The organism is Ruminococcus sp. Marseille-P328 (assembly GCF_964249465.1).
In the GTDB taxonomy this organism is placed as follows: domain Bacteria; phylum Bacillota; class Clostridia; order Lachnospirales; family Lachnospiraceae; genus Blautia_A; species Blautia_A faecis.
In genome coordinates this window covers 84981-111358 of record NZ_CAXUBQ010000008.1, presented here as the reverse complement: position 1 = coordinate 111358, position 26378 = coordinate 84981, and the positions used below count along the sequence as shown (strand labels likewise).

General features: G+C 42.9%; 21 protein-coding genes, 1 tRNA gene and 1 riboswitch. Of the genes, 4 read left to right on the top strand and 18 right to left on the bottom strand.

The features are described from left to right. Window positions 1–201: 201 nt before the first annotated feature. The 7 genes from ACESTK_RS07780 to ftsH form a co-directional block, all read right to left on the bottom strand. A complete protein-coding gene (locus ACESTK_RS07780) occupies window positions 202–1566 on the bottom strand; it encodes a PFL family protein (protein ID WP_118580033.1) in 1365 nt (454 codons plus the stop codon). An 83-nt stretch (window positions 1567–1649) separates the two neighbouring features. Then, window positions 1650–1922: an ACT domain-containing protein gene (locus ACESTK_RS07775; RefSeq protein ID WP_021925040.1), complete on the bottom strand. Its 273-nt coding sequence runs from the start codon at window positions 1920–1922 to the stop codon at window positions 1650–1652. Window positions 1923–2063: 141 nt separating this feature from the next. Next, on the bottom strand, window positions 2064–2861 hold the full coding sequence (locus ACESTK_RS07770) for an MBL fold metallo-hydrolase (RefSeq protein ID WP_373119384.1): 798 nt from the start codon (window positions 2859–2861) through the stop codon (window positions 2064–2066). Continuing rightward, complete coding sequence (gene coaE / locus ACESTK_RS07765) at window positions 2848–3447, bottom strand: dephospho-CoA kinase (protein WP_118580027.1); 600 nt, start codon at window positions 3445–3447, stop codon at window positions 2848–2850. The genes ACESTK_RS07770 and coaE overlap by 14 nt, the downstream gene beginning before the upstream one ends. A 92-nt stretch (window positions 3448–3539) precedes the next feature. Then, complete coding sequence (gene polA / locus ACESTK_RS07760) at window positions 3540–6179, bottom strand: DNA polymerase I (protein WP_373119382.1); 2640 nt, start codon at window positions 6177–6179, stop codon at window positions 3540–3542. Between the two features lie 23 nt (window positions 6180–6202). Continuing rightward, window positions 6203–6541 carry an anti-sigma factor gene (locus ACESTK_RS07755; RefSeq protein WP_173735330.1) on the bottom strand — a complete coding sequence of 113 codons (339 nt, stop codon included), beginning with the start codon at window positions 6539–6541 and terminating at the stop codon, window positions 6203–6205. A gap of 236 nt (window positions 6542–6777) precedes the next feature. Continuing rightward, on the bottom strand, window positions 6778–8637 hold the full coding sequence (gene ftsH, locus ACESTK_RS07750; protein ID WP_373119380.1) for an ATP-dependent zinc metalloprotease FtsH: 1860 nt from the start codon (window positions 8635–8637) through the stop codon (window positions 6778–6780). 148 nt (window positions 8638–8785) lie between these two features. On the opposite strand from ftsH, the gene ACESTK_RS07745 reads away from it, so the two are divergent. After that, window positions 8786–8868: transfer RNA gene (locus ACESTK_RS07745), tRNA-Leu, on the top strand. A 277-nt stretch (window positions 8869–9145) separates the two neighbouring features. Here the strand turns inward: ACESTK_RS07745 and ACESTK_RS07740 are convergent. From ACESTK_RS07740 to ACESTK_RS07725, 4 genes are all read right to left on the bottom strand, one after another. Beyond that, window positions 9146–10432, bottom strand: coding sequence for a diaminopimelate decarboxylase (locus ACESTK_RS07740; protein ID WP_195699742.1), 1287 nt, complete (start codon window positions 10430–10432; stop codon window positions 9146–9148). Between the two features lie 88 nt (window positions 10433–10520). Continuing rightward, entirely contained in the window at window positions 10521–11954 is a 1434-nt protein-coding gene (gene pyk, locus ACESTK_RS07735; protein WP_195699741.1) for a pyruvate kinase, read from the bottom strand. A 98-nt stretch (window positions 11955–12052) separates the two neighbouring features. Further along, a complete protein-coding gene (locus ACESTK_RS07730) occupies window positions 12053–12910 on the bottom strand; it encodes a rhomboid family intramembrane serine protease (RefSeq protein ID WP_118580009.1) in 858 nt (285 codons plus the stop codon). Window positions 12911–12923: 13 nt separating this feature from the next. After that, window positions 12924–13865 (bottom strand): magnesium transporter CorA family protein, encoded by a 942-nt coding sequence (locus tag ACESTK_RS07725; protein ID WP_118580119.1) that lies wholly within the window; start codon window positions 13863–13865, stop codon window positions 12924–12926. Window positions 13866–14079: 214 nt separating this feature from the next. Here ACESTK_RS07725 and aroC point away from each other — a divergent pair, with 214 nt between their 5' ends. From aroC to ACESTK_RS07710, 3 genes are read left to right on the top strand one after another with little or no spacing between them, the layout of a single operon-like run. Further along, a complete protein-coding gene (aroC, locus tag ACESTK_RS07720) occupies window positions 14080–15171 on the top strand; it encodes a chorismate synthase (RefSeq protein ID WP_118580116.1) in 1092 nt (363 codons plus the stop codon). 53 nt (window positions 15172–15224) lie between these two features. Further along, on the top strand, window positions 15225–17462 hold the full coding sequence (locus tag ACESTK_RS07715) for a nitrogenase component 1 (RefSeq protein WP_373119377.1): 2238 nt from the start codon (window positions 15225–15227) through the stop codon (window positions 17460–17462). Continuing rightward, on the top strand, window positions 17428–18789 hold the full coding sequence (locus tag ACESTK_RS07710) for a nitrogenase component 1 (RefSeq protein ID WP_173772430.1): 1362 nt from the start codon (window positions 17428–17430) through the stop codon (window positions 18787–18789). The genes ACESTK_RS07715 and ACESTK_RS07710 overlap by 35 nt, the downstream gene beginning before the upstream one ends. 66 nt (window positions 18790–18855) lie before the next feature. On the opposite strand, the gene ACESTK_RS07705 is transcribed toward ACESTK_RS07710, so the two are convergent. The 7 genes from ACESTK_RS07705 to ACESTK_RS07675 form a co-directional block, all read right to left on the bottom strand. Beyond that, entirely contained in the window at window positions 18856–19812 is a 957-nt protein-coding gene (locus tag ACESTK_RS07705) for an ABC transporter ATP-binding protein (RefSeq protein ID WP_195478235.1), read from the bottom strand. Then, window positions 19802–20596 (bottom strand): ABC transporter ATP-binding protein, encoded by a 795-nt coding sequence (locus tag ACESTK_RS07700; protein ID WP_373119374.1) that lies wholly within the window; start codon window positions 20594–20596, stop codon window positions 19802–19804. Before ACESTK_RS07700 ends, ACESTK_RS07705 begins: the two co-directional genes overlap by 11 nt. 2 nt (window positions 20597–20598) lie before the next feature. Continuing rightward, window positions 20599–22128, bottom strand: coding sequence for an ABC transporter substrate-binding protein (locus ACESTK_RS07695; RefSeq protein ID WP_373119372.1), 1530 nt, complete (start codon window positions 22126–22128; stop codon window positions 20599–20601). 69 nt (window positions 22129–22197) lie between these two features. Then, on the bottom strand, window positions 22198–23019 hold the full coding sequence (locus ACESTK_RS07690; RefSeq protein WP_373119371.1) for an ABC transporter permease: 822 nt from the start codon (window positions 23017–23019) through the stop codon (window positions 22198–22200). After that, window positions 23009–23956: a nickel ABC transporter permease gene (gene nikB, locus ACESTK_RS07685; RefSeq protein WP_373119369.1), complete on the bottom strand. Its 948-nt coding sequence runs from the start codon at window positions 23954–23956 to the stop codon at window positions 23009–23011. Before nikB ends, ACESTK_RS07690 begins: the two co-directional genes overlap by 11 nt. Before the next feature lie 4 nt (window positions 23957–23960). Continuing rightward, a complete protein-coding gene (locus ACESTK_RS07680; RefSeq protein ID WP_373119367.1) occupies window positions 23961–24686 on the bottom strand; it encodes a class I SAM-dependent methyltransferase in 726 nt (241 codons plus the stop codon). A gap of 145 nt (window positions 24687–24831) precedes the next feature. After that, window positions 24832–25030: riboswitch (cobalamin riboswitch) on the bottom strand. A gap of 62 nt (window positions 25031–25092) precedes the next feature. Next, on the bottom strand, window positions 25093–26181 hold the full coding sequence (locus ACESTK_RS07675) for a lactonase family protein (protein WP_118579985.1): 1089 nt from the start codon (window positions 26179–26181) through the stop codon (window positions 25093–25095). Between the last annotated feature and the right edge of the window lie 197 nt (window positions 26182–26378).

The following is a 26378-nucleotide window of genomic DNA, read 5'->3' as shown; positions in this document are numbered from 1 at the left end:
TCGGACCGCCCTCGAAAGTCCATTCCATCAGTCGCTTCATACGAAGATCACACCATCCTCCGCTCTCTGGTAAGTCATTATTCAGTCCATTCATAATGACTAAATGTCACATCTGATTTACTACTCTTTCTCATCGGTTTAACTGGTTTATACTTTAGCACAGTGATGTAAGAATGTCAAGTGCAAATTCATCCAGTAACCTTAATTTTTAAAGCTATGGATCGGAGCCGGAATTCTTCCGCCTCTTGCCACAAACGCATCACAGGAGAAATTGTTTACCGGCATAATTGGTGCATAGCCAAGAAGACCGCCGAATTCTACTGTCTCTCCTACTCCTTTTCCGATAACAGGGATCAGACGGACTGCTGTTGTCTTCTGGTTCACCATTCCAATTGCTGCTTCATCTGCAATAATGCCGGAAATGGTGGATGCCTTCGTATCACCTGGTACTGCGATCATATCAAGTCCCACAGAGCATACGCAGGTCATAGCCTCTAATTTCTCAATGGTAAGTGCACCTGCTGTTACCGCATCGATCATTCCCTGATCCTCGCTGACCGGAATAAATGCACCACTCAAGCCTCCAACTGCTGTGGAAGCCATTACACCACCTTTTTTCACCTGGTCATTTAGCAGGGCAAGAGCTGCTGTAGTTCCAGGTGCGCCGGCTCTTTCAAGACCGATTTCTTCCAGGATCTCAGCCACACTGTCACCGATTGCAGGAGTAGGCGCAAGGGAAAGATCCACAATTCCAAATGGAACGCCAAGCATCTTGGAAGCCTCCCGGGCAACCAGCTGACCTACACGTGTTACCTTAAATGCAGTTCGTTTGATCATCTCGCAGAGAGTTTCGAAATCCTCTCCTCTTACTTTCTCCAGAGCGGTTTTTACAACACCTGGACCGCTGACGCCAACATTAATAATACTGTCAGCTTCTGTAACACCGTGGAAAGCACCTGCCATAAAGGGGTTGTCATCCGGCGCATTGCAGAATACTACCAGCTTGGCACAGCCAAGGGAATCCTGTTCTTTGGTTGCCTGAGCTGTTTCCAGAATAATCTCTCCCATAAGCTTCACGGCATCCATATTAATTCCAGTCTTTGTGGAACCAACATTCACAGAACTGCATACCCGCTCCGTACTGGCAAGTGCCTGCGGAATAGAACGGATCAGAAGCTCCTCTGCCGGTGTCATTCCCTTACTTACAAGAGCTGTATATCCACCGATAAAGTTCACCCCCACCTGCTTTGCTGCTTTGTCCAGGGTCCTGGCTATTGTTACAAAATCATCTGTAGTTTTACATGCAGCACCCCCAACCAGACCGATTGGTGTAACAGAAATTCGTTTGTTTACAATCGGAATTCCGTACTGTGCTGATATTTTCTCACCAGTTGCCACCAGATCTTTGGCATATGTGGTAATTTTGTTATAAATTTTTTCGTTTAATTTCTCAAGATCGCTGTCAATACAATCCAGCAGGCTGATTCCAAGAGTAATGGTACGTACATCCAGATTCTCCTGCTCGATCATTTTGTTGGTCTCATTTACCTCAAATATATTAATCATAGCATTCGTATTCCTTTCTATGGATATATCACCTACAGGCGACATTTTTGTTAAATGAAAGTCCGATGGAAGGGACTTTCATTTCAAATTCGATGCATTACGTTGAAAATATCCTCATGCTGGCAATGGATCACTACGCCGATTTCATCCCCGAGAGCAGCCAGTTCTTTGGAAAGAGTTGCAATTTCCTTGTCTGAAGCGCTGGTATCTGCGACCATCATCATGTTAAAATATCCCTGTACAATCGTCTGGGAGATATCCAGAATGTTAACCTGATTCTGGGCAAGATAAGTACATACCTTTGCAATAATACCAACGGTGTCATTTCCTACTACTGTGATAATTGTTTTTTTCATGATACTCCTCCTGTATTTGGGTCTGCTGCCCATTTTGACTGTCCCAGGGAAAATACAGCTTTTAGTTTTCCCTGAACTGTATATAAAAACTGAACCTGTATTTCAAATATAGTTTTGTTTCTTTACTGTAAATTATCTCTTCTACAATACAACCACATCTGAAATACTGTCCCGTTTCGCAACCTGAATCTGAAAATCTTTTGATCTATATGGATTATCTCCAAGGGTTACCTCTGAGCACACGGTCTCATAGGCAAGAGCCTCATAGTTGTTTTCTTTGCTTAAATGTCCAAGAAAAACAGCTTTCATGTTATCATGCAAAAGCCTGCAAAGCAGCCTTCCTGCATTTTCATTGGAAAGGTGTCCCCTGTCGCCTAAGATACGCTGTTTCAGATAATAGGGATAACTTCCCACCTGAAGCATACGGATATCATGATTTGCCTCCAGCAAAAGAGCATCCAGATTTTGTAAATTATCTACTATGTAATCGTTATATTTCCCAAGATCTGTGGCGATTCCAACTGCCTTATCTTCACACTCAACCCGGTATCCTACCGGCTGTGCCGCGTCATGTGGAATGGAAAAAGGATGAATGGTCAGATCCCTGATATGAAAATCCTGATCCTCCACAATCTCATGAAAAGTGTCTTCCGGAAGATTCTTCATATTCTTCATTCTGCTGATCGCATCTGCAGTTCCACCTGTAGTATAAACCGGAATGTGGTATCTGCGTGCCATCACCCCCAGACCGCTGATATGATCAGAATGCTCATGCGTGACCAGAATCGCATCAATGTCCCTGCCAGTAAGCTCCAGCTGGTTCAGTCCCTGCTCGATCCTTTTGCCGCTTATTCCTGTATCTACAAGAACATGGGTCTCTTCTGATCCCACATAAATACAGTTTCCGCTGCTTCCACTGGCAATGCTACAAAGTCTCATTTCTTCTTACTCCTTCATCTATCTGCTTCCAGGTTTTTTCCACATTTCCGTTATTTTCTACAACGAAATCTGTATGGGCTCGAAAATAATCTTCGCTGGCCTGATTTCCGATAATTCCAAGAGATTTCTCCCTGGTATAGCCTCGGTTTTTCATCAGGCGCTGAATGCGGATTTCCTCATCTGTATGAATATACCATACTTCATCACAAAACTCCTGGTAATGTTCTTCCAGAAAAAGTGCGGCTTCCACAACGCATAGCTTCCGTCCCTCCTTCTTCTGTTCCTCCAGGCTTTTCAGGATATATCTTTTTACAGCCGGATGAATTATCCCATTTAGACGGCTCAAAAAATCCGGTTGCTCAAATACTACATCGGAAACCCTCTTCCGGTCAATAGTTTTATCGTTTTTTATCACATCTTTCCCAAACAGATCGATCACTGGCTGATAACATTCCTGTCCCGGAGCCATCACAATATGTCCCACTTCGTCAGCCTGTATAACAAAAGCATTATATTTTTCCTCAAGATAAGCAAGCACCGTGCTTTTTCCGGCACCAACTCCTCCTGTAATACCAATTGTCTTCATTTTTCCTATTCCTTACTGCTTCGATTTCACCTGATAATTATAAGGTACAAACTATTTTCTTCCTCAATCTTATTCCAGACATAGTTCTGCTTCTACTTTGCCTCGTACCAGTTATTCCCCTGATGCATATCTACTTCCAGCTCCACTGCCAGATTGGCTGCCCCCTTCATTTCCTCTTCCAGAATTCTTGATACTTGAGAGATTTCATCTTTCCAGGTCTCGATCAGCAATTCATCGTGGACCTGAAGCACCAGTCTGGATCTCAGTTTCTCATCCAAAAGACGTTTATACACACGATTCATGGCAATTTTGATTATATCTGCAGCAGTTCCCTGAATTGGCGAGTTCATGGCAACACGCTCGCCAAAGGATCTCTGCATAAAATTGCTGGATTTCAGTTCCGGAACCGGCCTTTTTCTGCCAAACATAGTGGAAACATAGCCTTTTTCTTTTCCCTGCTCCACAAGTCCATCCAGAAATCCCTTTATGCTTGGATAGGTCTCAAAATATTTCTGGATATAAGCAGCAGCCTCTTTTCTTGTAATACTAAGATCCTGGCTAAGGCCAAAAGAGCTGATGCCATATACAATACCAAAATTCACCGCCTTGGCATTTCGTCTTTGCAGAGGAGTGACCTCCTCAAGCGGAATATGAAAGACCTGAGACGCTGTCAGTCGGTGAATATCTTCCGCCTCCCTGTAAGCCTTGATCAGCTTCTCATCCCCGGACATGTGAGCAAGAACACGCAGCTCAATCTGTGAGTAATCAGCATCCAGGAATACAAATCCAGCTTCCGGTACAAACACTTTGCGGATCAGTCTTCCAAGTTCCATGCGGACCGGAATATTCTGAAGGTTTGGCTCTGTACTGCTGATTCTGCCAGTGGCAGTTATGGTCTGGTTAAAAGTGGAATGGATCCTTCCATCCTTCTCGATCACGGCTCCAAGGCCGTCTGCATAAGTGGATTTCAACTTTGTAAGCTGACGATATTCCAAAATATCATTTACGATTGGATTCTCTGATGCCAGTTTCTCTAATATATCTGCGGATGTAGAGTAGCCGGTCTTCGTTTTCTTTCCTCCTGGAATAGCCATTTTTTCAAAAAGGATCACACCCAGCTGTTTCGGAGAATTGATATTAAATTCTTCTCCTGCCTGCTGCCAGATCAGTTTTTCCAGTTCATGAATGCGGACAGTCAGCTTTTCGCCATAATTTTTCAATTCTTCTCCTTTTACTTCGATTCCCCATTTTTCCATGGAATCTAACGTAAATACAAGAGGAAGTTCAATCTCTGTATATACCTTCCACATACCTGTTTCCTGAAGCTTCGCTTTCAGGGGAGCTCTGGTGGCAAAAGCGGTATACGCCGTATAACATGCCAGATGTTCCAGTTCCGGCATATCCTCCTCCCAGGCCTTTTTCAGGGATATTTTTCCCAGAAGCTCTTCTTTTCCCGGAAGAAGCTTCCCATCCAGATAATCTTTTGCAAGCTCTTCATAAGTATAAGTACTTTTCAAAGGATTCAGAAGATAAGCTGCAATGCTACAGTCAAATACGTTTGCATCGGGTGTTAGATCAGCACGCTTGAGCATGGTTTTTACGTCCATGGAACAAACTGTGGTAGACTTTCCCAGTCTCCCGATCTTATCACTTAAATAAGCTGCTGTTACCATTCCCTCCACAGGAACATAATACATTTCATTTTCCCCTAATGCCAGACCAGCTCCATAGACACCTTCTTTATCCCAGAGAAGCGCTATTCCCACAGCTTCTGCCTGTCCCGCTTTTTCAAAAAGTGCCTCACAGCCCTCCAGATCATTGCAGATGAAAAAATCCTGTTCCATTGTATTTTCATTCACTTCAGCCGGATCAAATTTCATCAGAAAATTCCGAAAATCCAATTTTCTGCATAGCTCATAGGCTTCCTTTGTAAAAATATTTCCTAACTGGAATTTCTCCTGTTCAAATTCTATGGGGCTGTTTGTACAAATGGTTGCAAGCTCCTTACTCAGCTGGGCCATCTGGTAATTTTCCCTCAAAGATTCTCTGGCCCGCTTTTGTGAAATCTCTTCCACATGGGAAAAAGCATTTTCTATGGAGCCATATTCTACAAGCAGCCTGATAGCTGTCTTCTCTCCGACACCTGGAATTCCAGGAATATTGTCGGCAGGATCACCCATAAGAGCCTTCAATTCTATGATCTGGGCAGGGGAAACCAGATAACGTTCCTGCACCTGGTCTTCCTTATAGTCTTCTATAACAGTCTGCCCTTTTGCAGTCCTGGGCAGACGGATCATAGTTTTTTTAGTCGCCAGCTGTAAAAGATCACGGTCACCGGAAAGAATGATTACATCCAGGCCTTTTTCTTCACCCTTTTTCGCCAGCGTACCAAGAATATCGTCTGCTTCGAAACCAGCAAGGGAAACTGTGGCGATTCCCATCTTTTCAAGCATCTCTCTCAAAAGCGGAATCTGTTCCTTTAGTTCCTGCGGCATGGGCTTACGTTTACCTTTGTATTCCGGATATTTCGCATGGCGAAAAGTCGGCTCACTTCTGTCAAATGCCACTGCCAGATATTCCGGTTTCTCTTCTCCCAGCACTTTAAACAGGATATTTAAAAAGCCATAAACAGCACCTGTATGCAGACCTTCTGAATTAGTCAGATCCGGAAGTCCGTAAAATGCCCTGTTTAAAATACTGTGACCATCTATCAGTAAAATTTTCTCACACATATAAGCCTCCTGTACCGTGTTTCCTATAATACCTGCATAATAATATAAATCAAAAATCCACCCAGTCCGGCAATCAACGCGCAGAATCCCATTCCACTCAGCGCGCGGCGGAATCTCATCTTCAGTATATAATGCTTGGATTTACGAATATCTTCTTCCAGAAGCTCCCGAAGATCCAATGTGGAATCTCTGCTCTGCTCATCCAGCTGCTGCATGGCAGCATGAACAATAAAATAAGTTTCCAGTTCGTCGTAACAGGACGGACAATTCTCCACATGTTCCAGAAAATCCTCCAGTTCATCTACAGATAAATCATGCTCAATGTATCGGTTTACCATACTCTCTGCTGTCTGACAATTCATGGAAACACACCTCCCTTTTGCAGCCCATATTTGTTATTATATCCGAATCTCCCTCAAAACACAAGAGACAGCAGATGTTTGATCGGATACGGTTACTCTTTAAACAGACAATGTAAATAACAAAAATCTGCTTAAGAGGTATCCGATCATTTTCTGCTGTCCCTTATTTTATATATCCGGCAATGCGGTTCTCTTTATTGCCGCAAAATCCAGTCAAATAATACAAAAATGCTTTTTTACTCTGCACTGGCCGTAAGAGACTTCGGCGGATCATTTAAAATCTTCATAAATTCCTCGCCTGTGATTGTTTCATGCTCATACAGATATTTCGCCAGTTCATGAAGCTTCTCAATATTATCCTCAAGAATCTTATAGGCCTTCTCATGCTGTCTTCGTACCAGCTCTACTACCTTTTTGTCCAGAAGTGTCTGTGTTTCAAAGGAGCAGCTAAGACTTGAATCACCACCCAGATACTGATTGCTCATACTTTCCATCGCAACCATATCGAACTCATCGCTCATGCCATAGCGTGAAATCATGCCTCGGGCAATCTTGGTAGCCTGCTCGATATCATTCGACGCGCCAGTTGTAATACTGTGGAAAATCAGTTCTTCAGCAGCACGTCCACCAGTAAATGTAGCAATTTTATTCTCCAATTCTTCCTTTGACATCAGGAAGTGCTCCTGCTCATCCACCTGCATGGTGTATCCAAGAGCGCCTGAGGTACGGGGAATAATGGTAATCTTGTGAACCGGAGCAGAATCCGTCTGTTTCGCCGCCACAAGTGCATGTCCCACCTCATGATAGGATACGATCAACTTCTCCTTATTGGAAAGCACCCGGTTTTTCTTCTGATAACCAGCGATAACTACCTCAATACTCTCCTCAAAGTCAGCCTGGGTAGCAAACTTCCTGCCGTCACGGACAGCACGAAGAGCTGCCTCGTTTACAACATTGGCAAGCTCTGCACCGGAAGCGCCGGCTGCTGCCTTGGCAATTTCATCGAAACGGACACTGTCTGCGATTTTGATCTTTCTGGCATGGACTTTCAGGATTTCCTCACGTCCTTTCAGATCCGGAAGTTCTACCGGAATACGTCTGTCAAAACGACCTGGACGCAGAAGGGCCGGATCCAGGGAATCCGGACGGTTGGTAGCAGCCAGGATCACAACTCCCTTGGAGCCGTCAAATCCATCCATCTCTGTAAGCAGCTGGTTTAATGTCTGCTCACGTTCATCGTTTCCACCTGTGAAACTTCCGCTGTCACGTTTCTTACCAATGGTATCAATCTCATCAATAAATACAATACAAGGTGCCTTCTCATTTGCCTGCTTAAACAGATCACGAACCTTGGCAGCACCCATGCCCACAAACATTTCCACAAATTCTGAACCGGAAATAGAGAAAAACGGTACTTCTGCTTCTCCTGCAACTGCCTTGGCAAGTAGTGTCTTACCTGTACCCGGAGGGCCTACAAGAAGGGCGCCTTTGGGCATGGATGCTCCAATCTCCGTGTATTTCTGCGGATTGTGAAGATAATCTACAATTTCTGTAAGAAGCTCTTTCGCCTCGTCCTCACCTGCCACATCTGTAAATTTAATTCCTGTAGAAGACTTCACATATACTTTGGCATTGCTTTTTCCAAAGGACATTGCTCCGCCAGGGCCACCGCCCATAGAGCTCATCATCTTCTTACTCAGCCATCTTCCAAGGAAAACAAAGATTACGATTGGGATCACATATCCGATCACCAGACTGAGAAAGATGGACTGCTTTTGAGGCTCCACTGCTTCCATACTGGTTCCGGCTTCATAAAGACGGCTCACAAGGTCTGGATCATCCATGCGTACAGTCTTGCACACCACGTCCTCGCCGTTCTTTCTAACTACATAATAAATATAATCGTCCTGCACCTCTGCCTTGGATACATTTCCACGCTCTACATTGCTGAGGAATGTGCTGTAGTCGGTCTTCTCCACAGAGCGCTCCTGCATGGCAGGAATGGCAAATATGTTCAGGAAAAGGATCACCACAACCGCTATCAACGCAAAAATGTACAATGGCCGGTTCTCTGGTTTTTTATGGTCAATATTCATTGGCATTTCCTCCATTTTCTGTCAACTGTTAAATACTTTAGCATTTCCATGTATGAATATCAATATTCTGCCTCAAAAATTTATAAACTTTTCATAATTTCATCTTTACTTTATTTTTATAATGTGCTATTATATCAATTGTTCAACCGCCGGCATGTCGGAATGGCAGACGAGGCAGACTCAAAATCTGTTGTAGGCAACTACGTGTGGGTTCAAGTCCCACTGCCGGCACTTTTTCATATTTCATATGTTATATAAATCCCGTCAAGTCCTTGATTTTGCGGGATTTTTTGTTGCTCAGAATTTCAAAAAATGTCAAGGGTTGTCAAAAATCTGCCCCGCATTTACCTCGCGGGTTCATACTTTTGATCATCTATCCCAAACTGTTCCAAAGAAATTTTTTCTATATAGCAAAAGAGGATCCGCCAGCATCTCAGCGGTTCCTCTTTTCATTTACACAGTCTGCAAGCCAAACGCATCAAACTGTTTTTATTTTACTCATAAGTAATTACGCCCGGTCTTCATCCTCCAGCATTTTCTCAAAAATCGGGAAGCAGTCGAAAGTTGCAAAGTAATCTCTTGGAGTCTCGGCGCGACGGATCATATCGAAGCTTCCATCTTCGTGAAGAAGGATCTCCGCAGATTTCAATTTGCCATTGTAATTATATCCCATGGAAAAACCATGTGCGCCAGTATCATGAATCACCAGATAATCTCCCATATCAATCTTCGGAAGATAACGATCAATTGCAAACTTATCATTATTCTCGCAAAGAGATCCTGTGATATCATACAGGTGATCGCAAACCTGATCCTCTTTTCCAAGAACAGTAATATGATGATAAGCACCGTACATAGCTGGCCTCATAAGGTTTACTGCGCAGGAATCCACACCGATATACTCTTTGTGAGTGTGCTTCTCATGAATCGCTTTTGTTACCAGGCAGCCATAAGGTCCCATCATGAATCGTCCAAGTTCTGTATAAATAGCTACATCTCCCATTCCTTCCGGAACCAGAACTTCTTCATATACCTTGCGTACACCCTCTCCAATTGCACGAATATCGTTTGGAGTCTGCTCCGGGCGATAAGGAATACCAATACCACCGGAAAGATTGATGAATTTAATATGCGCCCCAGTCTCCTTCTGAAGCTTCACAGCAAGTTCAAACATAACCTTCGCAAGCATCGGGTAGTAATCATTCGTCACTGTATTGCTGGCAAGAAATGCATGAATTCCAAACTCCCTGGCGCCCTTACTCTTCAGGATACGGAATGCATCAAAAATCTGCTCCGTAGTCATGCCATATTTTGCATCCCCGGGATTATCCATAATATCGTTGCTGATTTTGAACACTCCGCCAGGATTATAACGGCAGCTGATAATCTCCGGAATCTTTCCAACAGCTTTCTCTACACTCTCAATATGAGTGATGTCATCAAGATTGATAATTCCACCAATCTCATCTGCATATTTAAACTCTTTATCCGGAGTGTCGTTGGAGGAAAACATAATGTCTCCCTTCTTACATCCGATAGCTTTGGAAAGCATCAGTTCTGTCATGGATGAGCAGTCACATCCGCAGCCATATTCCTGCAGAATCTTGATCAGGAATGGGTTCGGGGTTGCCTTTACTGCAAAAAACTCCTTAAAGCCTTTGTTCCATGCAAAAGCTTCCTTCAAAGCCTGTGCATTCTCCCGGATTCCTTTCTCATCATAAAGATGAAATGGGGTAGGATATTTTCCGGCAATTTCCTGTACCTTCTCCAGTGTTACAAAAGGTGTCTTTTTCATAATAGTTTCTCCTCGTTTGTAAAATACAGCACTCGCTGCTCTTAAAAAGTAATTTTTCTGTTGTCACAAGTCAGAGCCTGTGACAGCTTTATTTGGCTTCAATCACATGCAGCATATTTGTTACAGCACCTTCCCGGGTCATATTGGTAGCAGGATCTCCAACCGTAAATACGATCAGGTCTCCTTTCTTTGCAAGCCGCTTTCTGCGGACAACGCTCATGGCCTGGGAAATAATATGCTCTGTGGAATCCTTCTCGTATCCTTTCAACGGTGTAACGCCCCATACAAGCTGAAGTCTATGCAGAATCGTATCATTGGGAGTAACAGCATAAATAGGAGCTTCCGGCCGGAAATTGGAAATCAGTCTGGCTGTTCTTCCTCCAAAGGTAGGAGTCACAATGGCCTTGGCCTTCAGATCTCTTGCAGTCTGCACTGCTGCCAGTCCCACAGCGCTGGACACTCTGCTCTCACCACACATATTGCGGTTATGGGTATAATCCTCATAATTCAGGTGAGGCTCTGTGGTCTGTGCAATCTCCACCATCATCTTCAGTGCTTCCAGCGGATATTTACCAGCTGCAGTCTCACCGGAAAGCATAATAGCATCTGTACCGTCGTAAATAGCATTGGCAACGTCTGCCACCTCTGCTCTTGTAGGACGTGGATTGCGAATCATGGAATCCAACATCTGGGTAGCAGTAATAACCGGAACATAGTTCTCATTGCACTTGCGGATGATCATTTTCTGGATATAAGGAACCTCACTAGGAGGAATCTCCACACCAAGATCACCTCTGGCAACCATAATACCATCTGCAGCCTTGATGATCTCATCAATATTTTCAACACCTTCGGCATTCTCGATTTTGGCAACGATTCCAATATCATGTCCGCCATTTTCATCCAAAAGCTGACGGATTTCTTTAATCGCTTTTGCATCACGGACAAAAGAAGCTGCAATATAGTCAAACTCCTGTGTAATTCCAAACAGAATATCATCTTTATCCTGCTCTGTAATTCCCGGAAGCTTCACTTTCACATAAGGAACATTGATTCCTTTGCGCTCTCCAAGCTCGCCGCCGTTTAAGACACGGCAGACAATATCCCCATTCTTAATATTCTCAATCTCCAGTTCGATCAGACCATCATCAATCAGGATTTTACCGCCTTTTTTCACATCTTTGTAAAGATTTTCATATGTGATGGCGACTCTGGTCTCATCTCCCTCTATATCACCGGTAGTAAGTGTAAATTCGCTTCCAGCCTCCAATGTAATCTTCTTATGATCCTTAAGAAGCTTGGTACGGATCTCCGGTCCCTTTGTATCAAGAAGCAGGGCAACCGGAATATTCAGTTCTTCCCGTAGGTTTTTGACCATGTCTACTCTTCCCCTGTGTTCTTCATGAGAACCATGGGAAAAATTAAAACGTGCAATATCCATTCCGGCACGCATCATAGCTCTTAAAGTATTTTTCTTACTGGATGCTGGTCCCATAGTACAGATAATTTTTGTTCTCTTCATAAGCAGTCTTTCCCTCTGTCTTTTCAGTCATTTGCTGGCTGCTGCCCACATCGTTCACAGCAGCCATGCGATGTTACCGGTTAACAATTACATTAATTTCATTTCACATGTGTATGTGTAAAAAGATGATCCTGGCAATACTCATAATTTCCATTGCATCTGGAACAAAAACGAAATTCCAGATTAGGATCATCAAGCTCAGTACGTCCGCAAATCGCGCATTTGTGCTTGGTCACACTGCCGCTGCCTGATTTCATACGTCCCTGGGGTTCCATTGCTCTGCGGAATTCATTTCTTCTGTGGATCTCCTTCGGGTTATACCGGCTGAAATCCTTTGTTCCAAAGTAAAAAATAATGAAATTCAACAGTGAAGCCACAATCGGGATCACCAGATACCATGCACCTGCCATAACATACTGAATCATTTCATATACAACAATCACCACATAAAAAATTGCCATCCACTTCATCTTCACCGGAATGATAAACATAAGCAGAACCTGCATATCCGGATAACACATTGCATATGCAAGGAATGTGGACAGACTGATATAATAAGTAGAAAATACGTTTCCTACCAGAACATTTCCTCCGAGAAGGAAATACAGAATAAACGCTCCCAAAATTGTAAATATCACGCCCGAAAGAATATACAACGTATATTTAAAAGTTCCAATCGTCCGCTCCAGAGAAGTTCCAATTGGATAATAAAAGAACAGAACTGCAATTGCAAACCATAATACTCCGGAAGTGCTCGGTGGATACAGTACCCAGGTTACCAGTCTCCATACCTGTCCCCGCAGAATATACGCTGGTTCCAGGCTCAGCCAGTTCAGTATGCCTGGATTCACGATCATCAGTGCATAACCGATCACATAGCATACAATCATGTAAATTGTGAGATTGGGAATACCAAATCTTCCAAATTTTCGTTCCAGCTTATCAATAAATTTCATGTAATCCTCCTACTCAGAAAAATTTCTTCTTGGACAGAATCACAGCTGCCACAATACTCACCAGTATGGACAGCAATATCACCACTAAAAATCCCCATTTGTCAGCAGAAAACGGCATTCCCGAAGGGCTCAGGTTCATTCCATATGCACTGAACACAATAGTGGGAATACTCATTACAATCGTGATAACGGACAAAACCTTCATAACCACATTCAGGTTATTGGAAATAACCGAGGCAAAAGTACCCATCATGCTGCTTAAGATACCGCTGTATATATTGGCCATCTCGATTGCCTGTTTATTCTCAATGATAACATCTTCCAGAAGATCCGTATCCTCCGGGTACTGCTTAATGCTCTCTACCTTCAGAAGCTTCTCCAGTACTACCTCGTTCGACCGAAGAGATGTAGTAAAATAAACCAGGGATTTCTCCAGTTCCAACAGTTCCATCAGTTCCTGATTACGGGTGGACATGTGGAGCTTCTCCTCCACCTGTTCACTTTTCTTATCTATAATACGCAGATAATGCAGGTACATAGTGGCATTGCGGTACAGGATCTGCAAAATGAATCTGGTTTTCATATAGGTAAAAAAGTTACGTACCCTTCCCTCCATAAATCTGGTGAGTACCTGAGTATCTTCCAGACATACCGTAAAGATCATCTTCTTGGTAACGATAATACCAAGGGGAATAGTGCCATACCAGTCTTTGTCATTGCGTTCCTCGATCATAGGAACATCTACAAGGATCAGAGTGTAATTATCTTCTACCTCGATACGGGAACGTTCCTCCTCATCCAGAGGTGCCCGAAGATCATCTACTTCTATCCCGAACCTTTCGGACATTTCAAAGATCTCAGTGGCAGTGGGATTGGTCATCGCAATCCAGCAATCCTCCTGTGGTTCCTGGATCTGATGGATCGCACCCTCTATCGTCTTAAAAATCCTTACCACAAACTGCACTCCTTCCATCTCTTGTTTCTCAAAAAATACATTTTCCATTATAATTTGTACAGGAAATTTTGTCAATTCTAATAGATTCGGTTTACAAATTTTTTGCATTTCGCTATAATGTCTTTAAAGACACATTTATACTTTAATTCGATACAGTTAAGCTGCTAAAAAACATATTGAGCACCATGATCAGCAGCAGAAAGGATTTATGCCTATGAGTCAGTCAACATTTGGAAAAAAATTCACGGTTACTACCTGGGGAGAATCCCATGGAAAAGCGCTTGGAGCTGTAGTGGATGGTGTTCCCGCAGGTCTTTTCCTTACAGAAACAGATATACAGGCTTATCTTGACCGGAGAAAACCCGGACAAAGCCGCTATACTACTGCCCGTAATGAAGGTGACGAAGTAGAAATCCTCTCCGGAGTGTTTGAAGGACAGACCACCGGAACCCCGATCTCCATGATCGTACGCAATAAAGATCAGCGTTCCCATGATTATGGAAATATTGCAAATACATACCGGCCGGGACATGCTGATTTTGGCTTTGACAGCAAATATGGTATCCGGGACTACAGAGGCGGCGGACGTTCCTCCGGACGTGAAACCATCGGCAGAGTTGCTGCAGGTGCTATTGCAGCAAAAATCTTGAAGGAGCTTGGCATCACTCTGCAGGCTTATACCAGCTCCATCGGACCTGTTTCCTGTCAGACCTACCACCCAGAGGTAATCAAAGAAAACTCCTTCTATATGCCGGATATGGTTGCTGCCAAAAATGCAATCAAATATCTAGAGAGCTGTATGCGAAAGAATGACAGTGCAGGTGGTGTCATTGAGTGTCGTATAAACGGTGTTCCTGCCGGAATCGGAGATCCTGTTTTCGGTAAGCTTGATGCAGCCTTTGCTCAGGCACTGATGTCTATTGGAGCCGTAAAGGCAGTAGAGATTGGTGACGGTGCCAAGGTTTCCACTATGAGGGGTTCCGAGAATAACGATGGCTTCCATATGGAAAACGGCAGAATCGTAAAAAACACCAATCATTCCGGTGGAATTTTAGGCGGGATCAGCGACGGCAGTGAAATCCTTCTCCGCGCCCACGTTAAGCCAACTCCATCTATCGCACAGCCACAGCAGACAGTTACTACAACCGGAGAAGATATCTCTATTGAGATCAAAGGCCGCCATGATCCGGTAATCGTCCCCCGTGCCGTTGTAGTAGTAGAATCCATGGCCGCCATCACACTGGTAGATGCTATGTTTTCTAATATGAGCGCACGGATGGATTATGTGAAGGATTTTTATCTGTAGATTACGAAAAAAACGTCGTTAAAAATTTTTCCAGCAAGTAATAACAGTCTCCAATGCCATTATCAAAGGTAATTTGGAATTTCATAATGAGGAGGACCAATATGCAAATTGCAGTTTATGGAAAGGGAGGGATTGGGAAATCCACAATAAGTGCGAATCTGACCGCAGCCTTAGCAGTCTGCAACAGTAAAGTACTTCAAATAGGATGTGATCCCAAGCACGACTCAACCCGTCTTCTACACCATGGGCAAAAAATCACAACTATCCTCGATTATCTTCTAAACACTCCTGAAGATGAACAAAACCTGGCAGATGTATTAATACCAGGTTTTCTTGACACTGGTTGCATAGAAGCAGGCGGTCCCAGACCAGGAATGGGCTGTGCAGGCCGGGGAATTCTGACTGCATTTGATTTTTTAAACAAATACCACGCCATAGAAAAATATGACCAGGTCATATATGATGTATTAGGAGATGTTGTCTGTGGCGGTTTTGCGGTTCCTGTCCGCAAACAATATGCCGATGCAGTAGTTCTTGTAACAAGTGGGGAATCTATGTCTATTTATGCTGCAAATAACATTCTGTGCGGAATAAAGAATCTTAATCCCCAGGGCAGACAGATTGCCGGGATCATCTATAACAGCCGCGGAGTCGGTGATGATCGCAAATATGTAGAAGACTTTACCAATGCTGTCAATCTTCCAATTCTTGCAGAAATTCCCAGAAGTAATCTTTTTACCCAGGCAGAAAAAGAAGCAATGACTCTGGTTGAAAAATCCCCCAAAAGTGCCGAAGCTAATATTTTTCTGGAGCTTGCACAAAAATTACAAACGCAGCCTGTTCTTTATGCCGCTGCCCCTTTATCTGAAGAGCAGATGGAGCTTTTTATGCGTGGGGAAAGACTATCCCACACTACCACTACAATTTCCAAACATACATCTGCTCCCGTGATTCCTGCTGTTCCCGCACAACCTTCTGCCACGAAAAAGAGAGCTTTATCTGATCCTTTTAGCAGAGTTCCGCTATATGGCTGTGCTTATCGTGGTGCTATCGATCTGGCGGTTCATATCAAAGATGCCGCAATTCTCGGACATGCTCCCAAAAGCTGCACCTGGTATGCCATTAACGGTTTTACCAGCTACGGACGAAGAGGATTGTATGAACGCGGAATCCTTTACCCGGCCTTTGTTCCAAGACAGTTTGAGAATACTGATATCACCATAAACGAAGCCGTATACGGTGGTGTAGAACAGACACGGCGTAAAGCTTTTCAAATGGTGAAACGCGGAATCCGCAATATTATCACTGTCACTTCCTGTATTCCAGGCATGAGTGGCGATGACCTGGTTCCACTTCAAAAAGAATTAAAAAGTCTTGGTGTCGATATGTATATTATTCATACTGACGGAATCGAAGCCGGTGACTATAACGAAGGAATGGCACTTTGCTACAAAACGCTTGCTCTTCAAGCTGTTGATCCGAACGTAAAGCCAGAACCTGATTGCATCAATCTTGTCTATGAACATACAATTTCTTCTCAGACAGATCGTACTTTTATGAATCTGCAGGAAATATTTAAAAGAATAGGAATCCGAATCAACTGTCGCTTTATCTGCGCAGAATCAATGGAGAACATCCATAATTTTTTAAAAGCGCCTTATTCGATCATGGCACGCTATGATAAACTAGGACATGAACTGCAAAAAATATTTGAAGAAAAATATGGTTGCCGTTTTCTTTGCAACGAGCTTCCCAGGGGATTTTCCCAAACAGCCTCCTGGCTTCGCAAAATAGGAAAACTTTATGGAAAAGAAAAAGAAACAGAACAGGTAATTTTAGAAAACCGCATTCAATACACCCAAACTATTAACAACCTCAAACTTTTGTATAAAGGGAAAAAAGTAATTTTATTCTTAAAGAACAATAGCATTGATTGGATTCTTGAATTGGCTCATGATCTGGATTTGGATGTATTGGATTCTATCCTTATCGGAAGTAAAGAAGACAGCGTTGCAGATTGGAAGCATCAATTCTCAGCGGACTGGGAAAATGCACAAAATAAATTATTTACTTCTATTGCAAAACAAAAGCCAGATCTTATTATCCTGAATGATTTTATGGGACAGGCTTTCATACCTGATGAAATCTGCACCGTAAATCTTGCACGGGATATCAGCACAGGTTTCTTTACTGGAACAGATTGTGCTGCAAAATGGATCCGTTTATTTGAAAACACTTTGGAAGGACGATGGAAAAATGACAAATCATTATTTGAGAAACGCTGTCCCTGATCACATTGCGGGTGTTATCTCTGCATGCGAAGGGATCCAAAACAACCTGGTTCTCCTAAATGGTCCTATTGGCTGTAAAACCTACTATACCTTTAGTGGTGTTGATTCTTTGATTCGAAGATCCAATCTATGGACTCTTGGTGATGAGCTTCGACTGGAAGATGCTATGGATGACCGGTTGCTTCGCAGCCAGTTTTGCATCGGCAGTCCTCGCATACCAGCTACCAATCTCCGCTATTCTGATTATATTTTCGGGACCGCCGAACAACTTCATCGCGCATTAAACGATCTGTTTTCAGAAAGAAGTTATGACTTATTCACAGTAATCCAGACTCCCGGTACTTCTCTCCTCGGCGAAGCACTGGAGCCGGAACTGGATGCCATCAGCAAAGAATTTGGAATTCCACACCTTTTTATCGAATCCCCTGGCTTATCAGAAAATTCTATGATCGGATACGACGAAGCAACCGTTCGCCTGATGGAATTGTTATGTGATAAACCTTGCACCAATAAAAAAGCCTCCAAAATTCCATCTATTAACCTTTTTGGTTTTGATGCACATGAGAAATTCCCGGAAGGCGGTTTAAAGGAAATCACCAAATTACTGAAGCTTTGCGGAATCTCTGTTCATGTAGCAGCTGGTATGAATTGTCCCATAACTGATTTTCGTACAATTGCTCAGGCAGACGCCAATATTATACTCTGCCCGGAGCGTTGTAAAAAAACAGCCGAATATCTCCGCAGCCATTTTCCCATACCAGTTTACGAGACCGGAGGAATGCCAATCGGTTTTGACCTCACCGAAGAATTTGTCCGGGGGATTTCCTCTTTGCTCGGAACAAATTGTGAACCTGCATTAGATTATATTGAAGAAAGCCGTTCGCGCGCTTTCTATTTCATTGCACATAATATGGGAAATAAAGGCTTCCCAAAGGATCTTCGCTATGCCGCGGAAGGCGAACCATCCGTTCTAAGAGGATATGTGGATTATCTTTCCGGTTATTTAGGCATTAAGCCCAAAGTCATCCATCCACTTTATTTACAATGCCACACGGAAAATCTGATTCAGGAAAAGCTTCATGAGCTTCATTGTGAAGACGCACTGGAACAGGATATTGCCTCTGTAAATAATGTTATCCTTCTTGCTGGTGCAAACACAATCGTAGAATTGAACACTTACAGCGACAACATTTTTGGCATTGAAACTGCCAATCCAGGTTCCGGATATATCCATGTCATTCCCAAAACTTACGTTGGATGTACAGGTGCTCTATATCTTCTGGAACAAATCTTAAATGGTACAAAACTGCTTCGAGCATGGAATTAACTTTATTCCACCTCAAAAAAGCTGCCTGGCATCTACCAGACAGCTTTTGCTGCTCAGAGCAGTATTTTATTTCATAAATTGAAAACAGGCAACCTTATGTCCTGGCTCAATCTCCTGCAAAAGAGGCAGTTCTTCTTTACATTTCTCCCTGCACCAGTTGCAGCGCCCGGCAAAAGCACAGCCCTTTTGCACTTCAAGAGGACTTGGAGGCTCTCCCTTTGCAGCTGCAATTTTCTCATTCTGATCGCAATATACATCAAAAACAGAACCAAGCAGCATTTTCGTATATGGATGTACTGCTTTTGCAGCAAGCGTCTCACTCTCCAGAATTTCCACAATTCTTCCCAGATACATAACTGCGATTCTCTGACTTACACTCCTTACCAGTGCCAGGTCATGCCCAATAAACAGACAGCTGATCTGCTTTTCTTCCACCAGCTTTACCAGCAGCTTCGCAATCTGGTTCTGTATGGAAACATCCAGTGCACCTGTCGCTTCATCACAGATCAGTAGTTTAGGCTGAATAGAAATGGCCCTGGCAATAGCCACACGCTGCAGCTGACCACCCGAAAGCTCATGTGGATAACGATTCACAAAATCTTCCGGAAGACCTACTTCCAGAAGCAGTTTGCGCGCTTCCTTAAGACCATTTTCTTTACTGATCCCATCAAAGTTTCTCCTGGATTCCATAAGATAAGTGCCAACTTTCATTCTTGGACTGAATGAACTTAAAGGATCCTGGAAAACCATCTGAATGTTTCGGCGGAAACGTCTTTTTTCACTGCCCTTTAGGTTCATGTAAGCTTCCCCTTCCAGCAGTACTTCTCCACCCGAAACAGGTATGATACCGGCAATCATTCTCGCCACTGTACTTTTCCCGCATCCACTTTCACCCACAATCCCCAGGCATTCACCTTTTTTGAGGGAAAAACTAACATCACTTACTGCATATAATTTTTCTTTTTTCACTGGAAATGTCTTATTCAGATTTTTCACTTCCAGGAGAATCGTATCATTTTGCAAATCGTTTTCCCTCCAGCCTTGGCACTGCCGCCAGAAGTTTTTTGGTGTATTCGTGCTTCGGATGAAAGATCACATCATCTCTTTTTCCAAATTCCACCAGCTCACCCTTGCACATCACACCGATCTTATCTGAAATGTAAGAAGCAACTCCCATGTTATGTGTCACAAGAATAATTGCAGTTTCATACTGCTCCCGAAGCTTCTTCATTTCTCGTACCACTTCTGCCTGAATTGTCACATCCAATGCAGAAGTAGGCTCATCTGCAAGAAGAAGTCTTGGTCTTGCAGTCATTGACATTGCAATTCCAACACGCTGTTTCATCCCGCCGGAAAGCTCAAAAGGATAAGATACCATTACACGTTCCGGATCTGTCAGATGCATTTTTGCCAGCATTTCTTTTTCCAGTGACCGACAGTCAGCCTTTGCCATTTTCCTGTGCGCCAGAATAGATTCCCGATATTGAGACTCTACAATCCGTATGGGATCCAATGATGCTCCAACATCCTGAAAGATCATTGCAATTTCCGTTCCCCGGAGCTTTTGTAAAGACGTCTCATCTAATTCCAAAATATTTTTTCCCTGAAATAAGATTTTCCCCTCTGTCACTATCCCGCCAGGAGGTAAAATTCCGAGAATAGCACGAATTAAAGTTGTTTTTCCACTTCCACTTTCACCTACGATACTGACGATTTCCTGCTCTCCTACAGAAAGAGAAACATGCTCTACTGCCGCTTCCTGCTCCTGATAGCGAATCGTACAGTTCTCAATATTCAGAATATCCATAATTATTCAGCTAATGTCCACTTGTTTGTTACAAGATAATAGTCAATTGGGAATACTGTTACATTCTCAAGTTTACTGTTTACAAGAGTCACGTTATCATTTGCATACATCCAGATTGCCGGGGCATCATCTGCCAGGATCTGCTGGGCTTCTACAAATGCGCTTACACGGTCCTCCTGAGTAAATGCAGCATCCAGTTTATCCAGAACAGACTGGAATTCATCACTGTGATATCCGCTGTAATTGTCACTTCCTCCATCAGACCAGCGGTTCATAAGATATTTCTGACCATCACCAGCATTTACAGTCTGCCAGTTTGGAGATACCAGCATATCGAAATCACCAGAAGCACGTTTGTCACTTACATTCTCCAGCATTTCAATCTGTACATCAACTCCGATCTGCTTCCACATATCCTGTAAAGTCTCACTTACTGCTGTTGAAGAACCATTGGCAATAGAAATTGTAAGGGACAGATTCTCTCCATCCTTATCCACAATTCCATCTCCGTCAGAATCGCTGTAGCCTGCTGCCTCAAGGCATTCTTTTGCCTTATCCAGATCATAAACCTGTCCGTTTACATCTTCAGAATCGTATCCTACAGATGACGGGAATGCTGTGCTGATTGGAGAAGAATAACCATTTCCTGCTACCTGTGCTACAACATCACGATCTACTGCATAGGACAGTGCAAGACGAAGGTTCTTATCAGAAAGGGGATTTCCCTCGCGGCAGTTTAATTCGAAATCATTCTCTCTTGTTCCGGTTACTTTTACAATGTTGATATCGTCATTATTTTCCACACGATTAAGAGCTGTTGCATCCGGTCCCTGTGCAAGGTCAATATCTCCGGAAAGCATTGCATCTACCTTTGTATCACTTCCGATATTCTTTACAGTAATGCTCTTGATTTCCGGTGCTCCATCCCAGTAGTTCTCATTTGCCACAAGCTCAATCTTCTCTTCAGATACATACTCAGACACTGCATAAGGTCCTGTACAGATTGGCATAGTATCATAATTGCTTGTATCAGCTGTGGTGTCTACAATAACTGTCATCGGCTCTGTAAGCTGTGAAACAAAAGCACTGTATGCACCATCTGTAGTAAATACTACATTCTCTCCATCTACTTCGATGTTTGCAATTTTAAGATCTCCTCCACGAGAGTTATTATCAATAGATCTCTGGATAGAATCCTTTACGATCTCTGGTGTCAGCTCGGTACCATTGCTGAATTTTACTCCCTGGCGGATATGAAAACGATAAGTTGTATCATCAACCTGCTCCCACTCATCAGCTAACTGTCCTACAATTTCCATATTTTCATTTACAGTCACAAGAGTTTCTCCTACACCACAGCGTGTAAGATTCCATCCGCACCAGTCTGTTGCAGGATCCATGCCTTCGATGTAGGTGAAAAGTGCCAGATTAATGTGACTGTCATTTTCGGCTGCAAATGTAGTAACACCGCTTCCTATTACGCTGCATGCCATAATTCCTGCAAACAATAAAGATACTAACCGTTTTCTCATTTTTTATTTCTCCTCCTGTTGTTAAACTATAATCTATGTTCAACTCTTTATTTTAAAGAGTAAACATTCTTAATTTTTTCTTTTCGGATTCATCAGATCCTGAATACTGTCTCCAAGTAAATTAAATATGATTACATTTATTAAAATAACAATACCAGGTGCCATAAGCATCCAGGGTGCCGAATACATATAGTCTTTTCCCTCAGACAGCATATATCCCCACTCCGGTGTAGGTGGCTGGGAACCAAGCCCCAGCAGGGAAAGACCTGCAATGGTCAAAAGTTTACTTCCAATATCCTGCGTAATATTTACTAACAGCGAAGGCATGACATTTGGAATAATATAACCTGTCATAATCCGGAAATTATTAGCGCCTCCCAGTCTTGCCTGCTCTATATATGTATTATTTTTTATGGAAAACACTAATGACCGGCTAATTCTTGCATAATAAGTCCATCCTGTTATGGTCATTGCCAAAATCAGATTTGGAAGTCCTGTACCAAGAAAGCTTACAAGTGCAATTGTAAAAATGGAACCAGGAAAGGCCATCAGCATGTCAGATAAACGCATTAAAACAGCATCAAAAGCGCCTCCCCAGAAGCCTGCTATTGTCCCGATAAGAATTCCTACAACGGAAATGATCGCTGTCACAACAAATGCGATCAAAAGTGATGTTTTTCCTCCGTAAAGAATTCTCGAAAATATATCCCTTCCCATCTGATCAGTTCCCATGAGATACTGTTTGCATGGCGCTTTCAGAAGGTCTGTATAGTGTGTTTCCAACGGATCATAAGGTGCAAATTTTCCCGCGAACAATGCAAATAATAAGAAAAGCACTGCAAATGCCATTATAATCACAAAACGAATCCATAATTTTTTCTTACTCTTCATGTTGCAGGGCTCCTCTTCTAATTCTTGGATCAAGCCACTGGTAAGATATATCTACCAAAAGATTCACCAGTACATAAATACATCCCATCCACATAACATATCCCTGGATCAGCTGGTAATCTCTGCCGGAAATCGCAGCCACTGCTGCGCTGCCGATTCCATTCCAGCTAAAGACCGTTTCAACGATCATTGTTCCACCAAGTAATCCTCCAAATGACATGCCGAGCATTGTCACTACAGTAAGCAGGGAATTTGGCAGCACATGAAAGAAAATTGTACGAACCCTTCCAATTCCCCTTGCTTGACAGCCATTTATATATTCCTCATTCATCTGCTCGACCATTACCGCCCTGATCCGTCTTATGTAGTACGCACTCATGCTTAACGAAAGTGTTACAGACGGCATGATCAGACTTTTAAAAGAATCTGATCCCCCCACAGGCAGCCAGTGCATCTTAACTGCAAAAAAATAGATCATCATCATACCAACCCAGAAGCTAGGCAGTGAAATTCCAATAAAAGACATAAACCGAATAATATAATCAGCCTTTTTATCCTTATATACTGCTGATAAAATTCCTAACGGAAAAGAAATTAATATCATCAGAATAAACGATGCAACTGCCAGTTTAACCGTATTGGGGAGTTTTCTTCCTAATACCTGGGAAACGGGCTGTGCATATTTTACCGACATTCCGAAATCGCCATGTAACGCACCCTTCAGCCAGTTCACATACTGCTCTCCAAAAGATTTGTCTAATCCGTATTTTTCTTCAATCTTTGCGATTACCTCCCGGTCATGACCTGCACCCATAGATTCTGCCAGCTGTTCAGCTGGATTTGACGGCAAAATATATGTAAGTCCAAAGGTCATCAGAGACAGCCCAAACAAAATAATCACAAGTGAAATCAGTCGTTTTATAATCTCTCTTTTCACTTTTTCAGCCTTTCTGTGCTACAATACAAAAACTCATCGGTAAAGGGCTGCCAGCTATTTCCACCTGTATTTTATGAAATCCTGTTTCTACAAGTTTATTAAAATCCCAGGCAGGTCGATCTACCTGACTCATTGGCAATTTCTTTGCAATTTCATCCATAATGGAAAAATCTACATTTTCTTTATTATGTCGCGCATGGCACCCTTGTTCTTCTTTTTGATGTCCCCGCTGAAACTCATCATAGGCTTTCTGATACTTATCACTAAAAAAACGGCGATAATAATTTCCATCTTCCAGAATTAGAATTCCATCTTTTTTTAGAACCCTGTACGCTTCCTCATAAGCTTTATCTGCATGCTCCAGGTTCCAGAATACATTTCTTGATACCACTGCGTCGAAGGAATTATCAGCAAATTCTAAGCTTTGCACATCCATCTGATGAAGTTCTGCTTTAAGTCCTTCTGTCTCCAGATTTCTTCTGACTTCTTCCAGCATTTTTGTGCTATAATCTACCGCAGTCACCTGAAATCCCATCGAAGCAAGCAAAGTGGTAAAAAAGCCAGCGCCACACCCATCATCTAATACATGGCATCCCGCTTTGAGAGAATTTTTGAAAATATTTTCCCATCTCTCTCCAGGTTCTGTTTTTCTTTCTTCCATACTGGCATCTGAAAATCCTCCAGCTCTCATATCCCAATATGACTGAATATTCTTTAACAATTCTGCCATTTGTGTTTATCCTTTCCAATAGCATAAACTTCTGCCAAATCAGGGAATTCATGTAATAAAAGCGTGAAAAAGCCGCTGCTAACGCAGCGGCTTAATGACATAATAATCCTGTTATATAAAACCAACCCCTATACCGTGCCCCGCAGCAAAAGTTCTTCATTCTGGCCGGTATTCTGGCTCCAGTGTCATCATAATGCTTTCCCTTCCCGATAAAAATTCAGTGGTTTCGAAAGCTTACTCAACTGTTACAGCTACGGCATAGCACAGGATTTTCACCTGTTTCCCGTTTGACCTGCTAGAATTTATTTTAATTTCCACCAGGCACCAAAATGGTCGTTTTATTCAATTCTCAACACAACATCAAAAAAGTATAATACAGCATTTCCTGTTTGTCAATCAGAATTTATCAGGCCTCTATATCCTCAATATCCTCTCCATCCGGTACCGGCCAGATATTGATACAGTTCGGGGTCTCGATCTTACGTGGTTTGCCCTTCATCATAATGATGTTCTTCTCGTAGTCAACCTTGAAGGTTGTAATGCTGTTGCTGGAGTGGTTGGCAACGGCAATGTGCTGATTATCCGGGAAAATAACAAGGTCTTTCGGATAATCACCACTTACAGGAAGAACAAATTTACGATCCAGAAGACCAGTCTCACCATCTACCTCAAACATACCTACTGTATTCTCACCTGCTGTAGTGCAGAATAAATGCTTGCCATCCGGTGCAAGAGCAAGACCTGATGCGGCATTATGAGATACGCTTCCGTCTTCCTTCTTCGCAAGGGTGGAAACACTTTGAAGCAGCTCAAACTCCGGAGTATCACCCTCTCCATTGTAGCTGTACACTTTAATCTCATTGCTCAGCTCAAACAGAACATATGCATAACGTCCATCTGCGCTGAAACGGATAATACGCGGTCCGCTCTCTCTCGGGCATCTTACAATATCCACCAGCTCCAGCTTATCTGTCCGCTTATTAATACGATAGACCTTGATCTGGTCAATTCCATTATCTACTGCGCAGAGATATTTATTATCCGGAGTAGGACGTACACAGTTTACGTGAGGACGGAAGTTACGCTCTGCAACACTTCCAAGACCAGTGTGGAAAACACCGTCCATAACACTTCCAAGACGTCCATCCTTATGAGTGTGTACAACGGTTACCTTTCCATCGTGATAACCTGCTACGTAAAGATATTTGCCATCTACGTCTGTAGCAAGGAAACAACCTCTCATGCCATCAATATCCACGCTGTTGATACGTGCCAAATCGCCATTATGATCACGCTTGAATACCGCAACGCCCTCATCCTCGATAGAATAAAGGTATTTTCCATTCTTGGATACCGCGGTATAAGACGCATTACTTACTTCCACTTCACTTCTCTCTGTGAGAGTACCTTCTTCCAGGTTCACGTCATAAACCTGAATTCCCTTGCTGGTTCCGTGAGTATAGGTTCCTACATAAGCCACATATTTCTTACCCATTTGTCTAGCCTCCTACAGTCTCTTTCTGGAAACCATCCGTTCACGCTGTTCTTCCGATCTTTTTTACAGCGTAGCGGGTCACTGTGCAGCTCTGAATATTACTGCATTCTCTATATCAGTAAATCCTCTGCCACGGTTCATTTATTACAGCCGCATTTTATTACAGCAACTCGTATTCTGGTTTCTTTTATGTAATT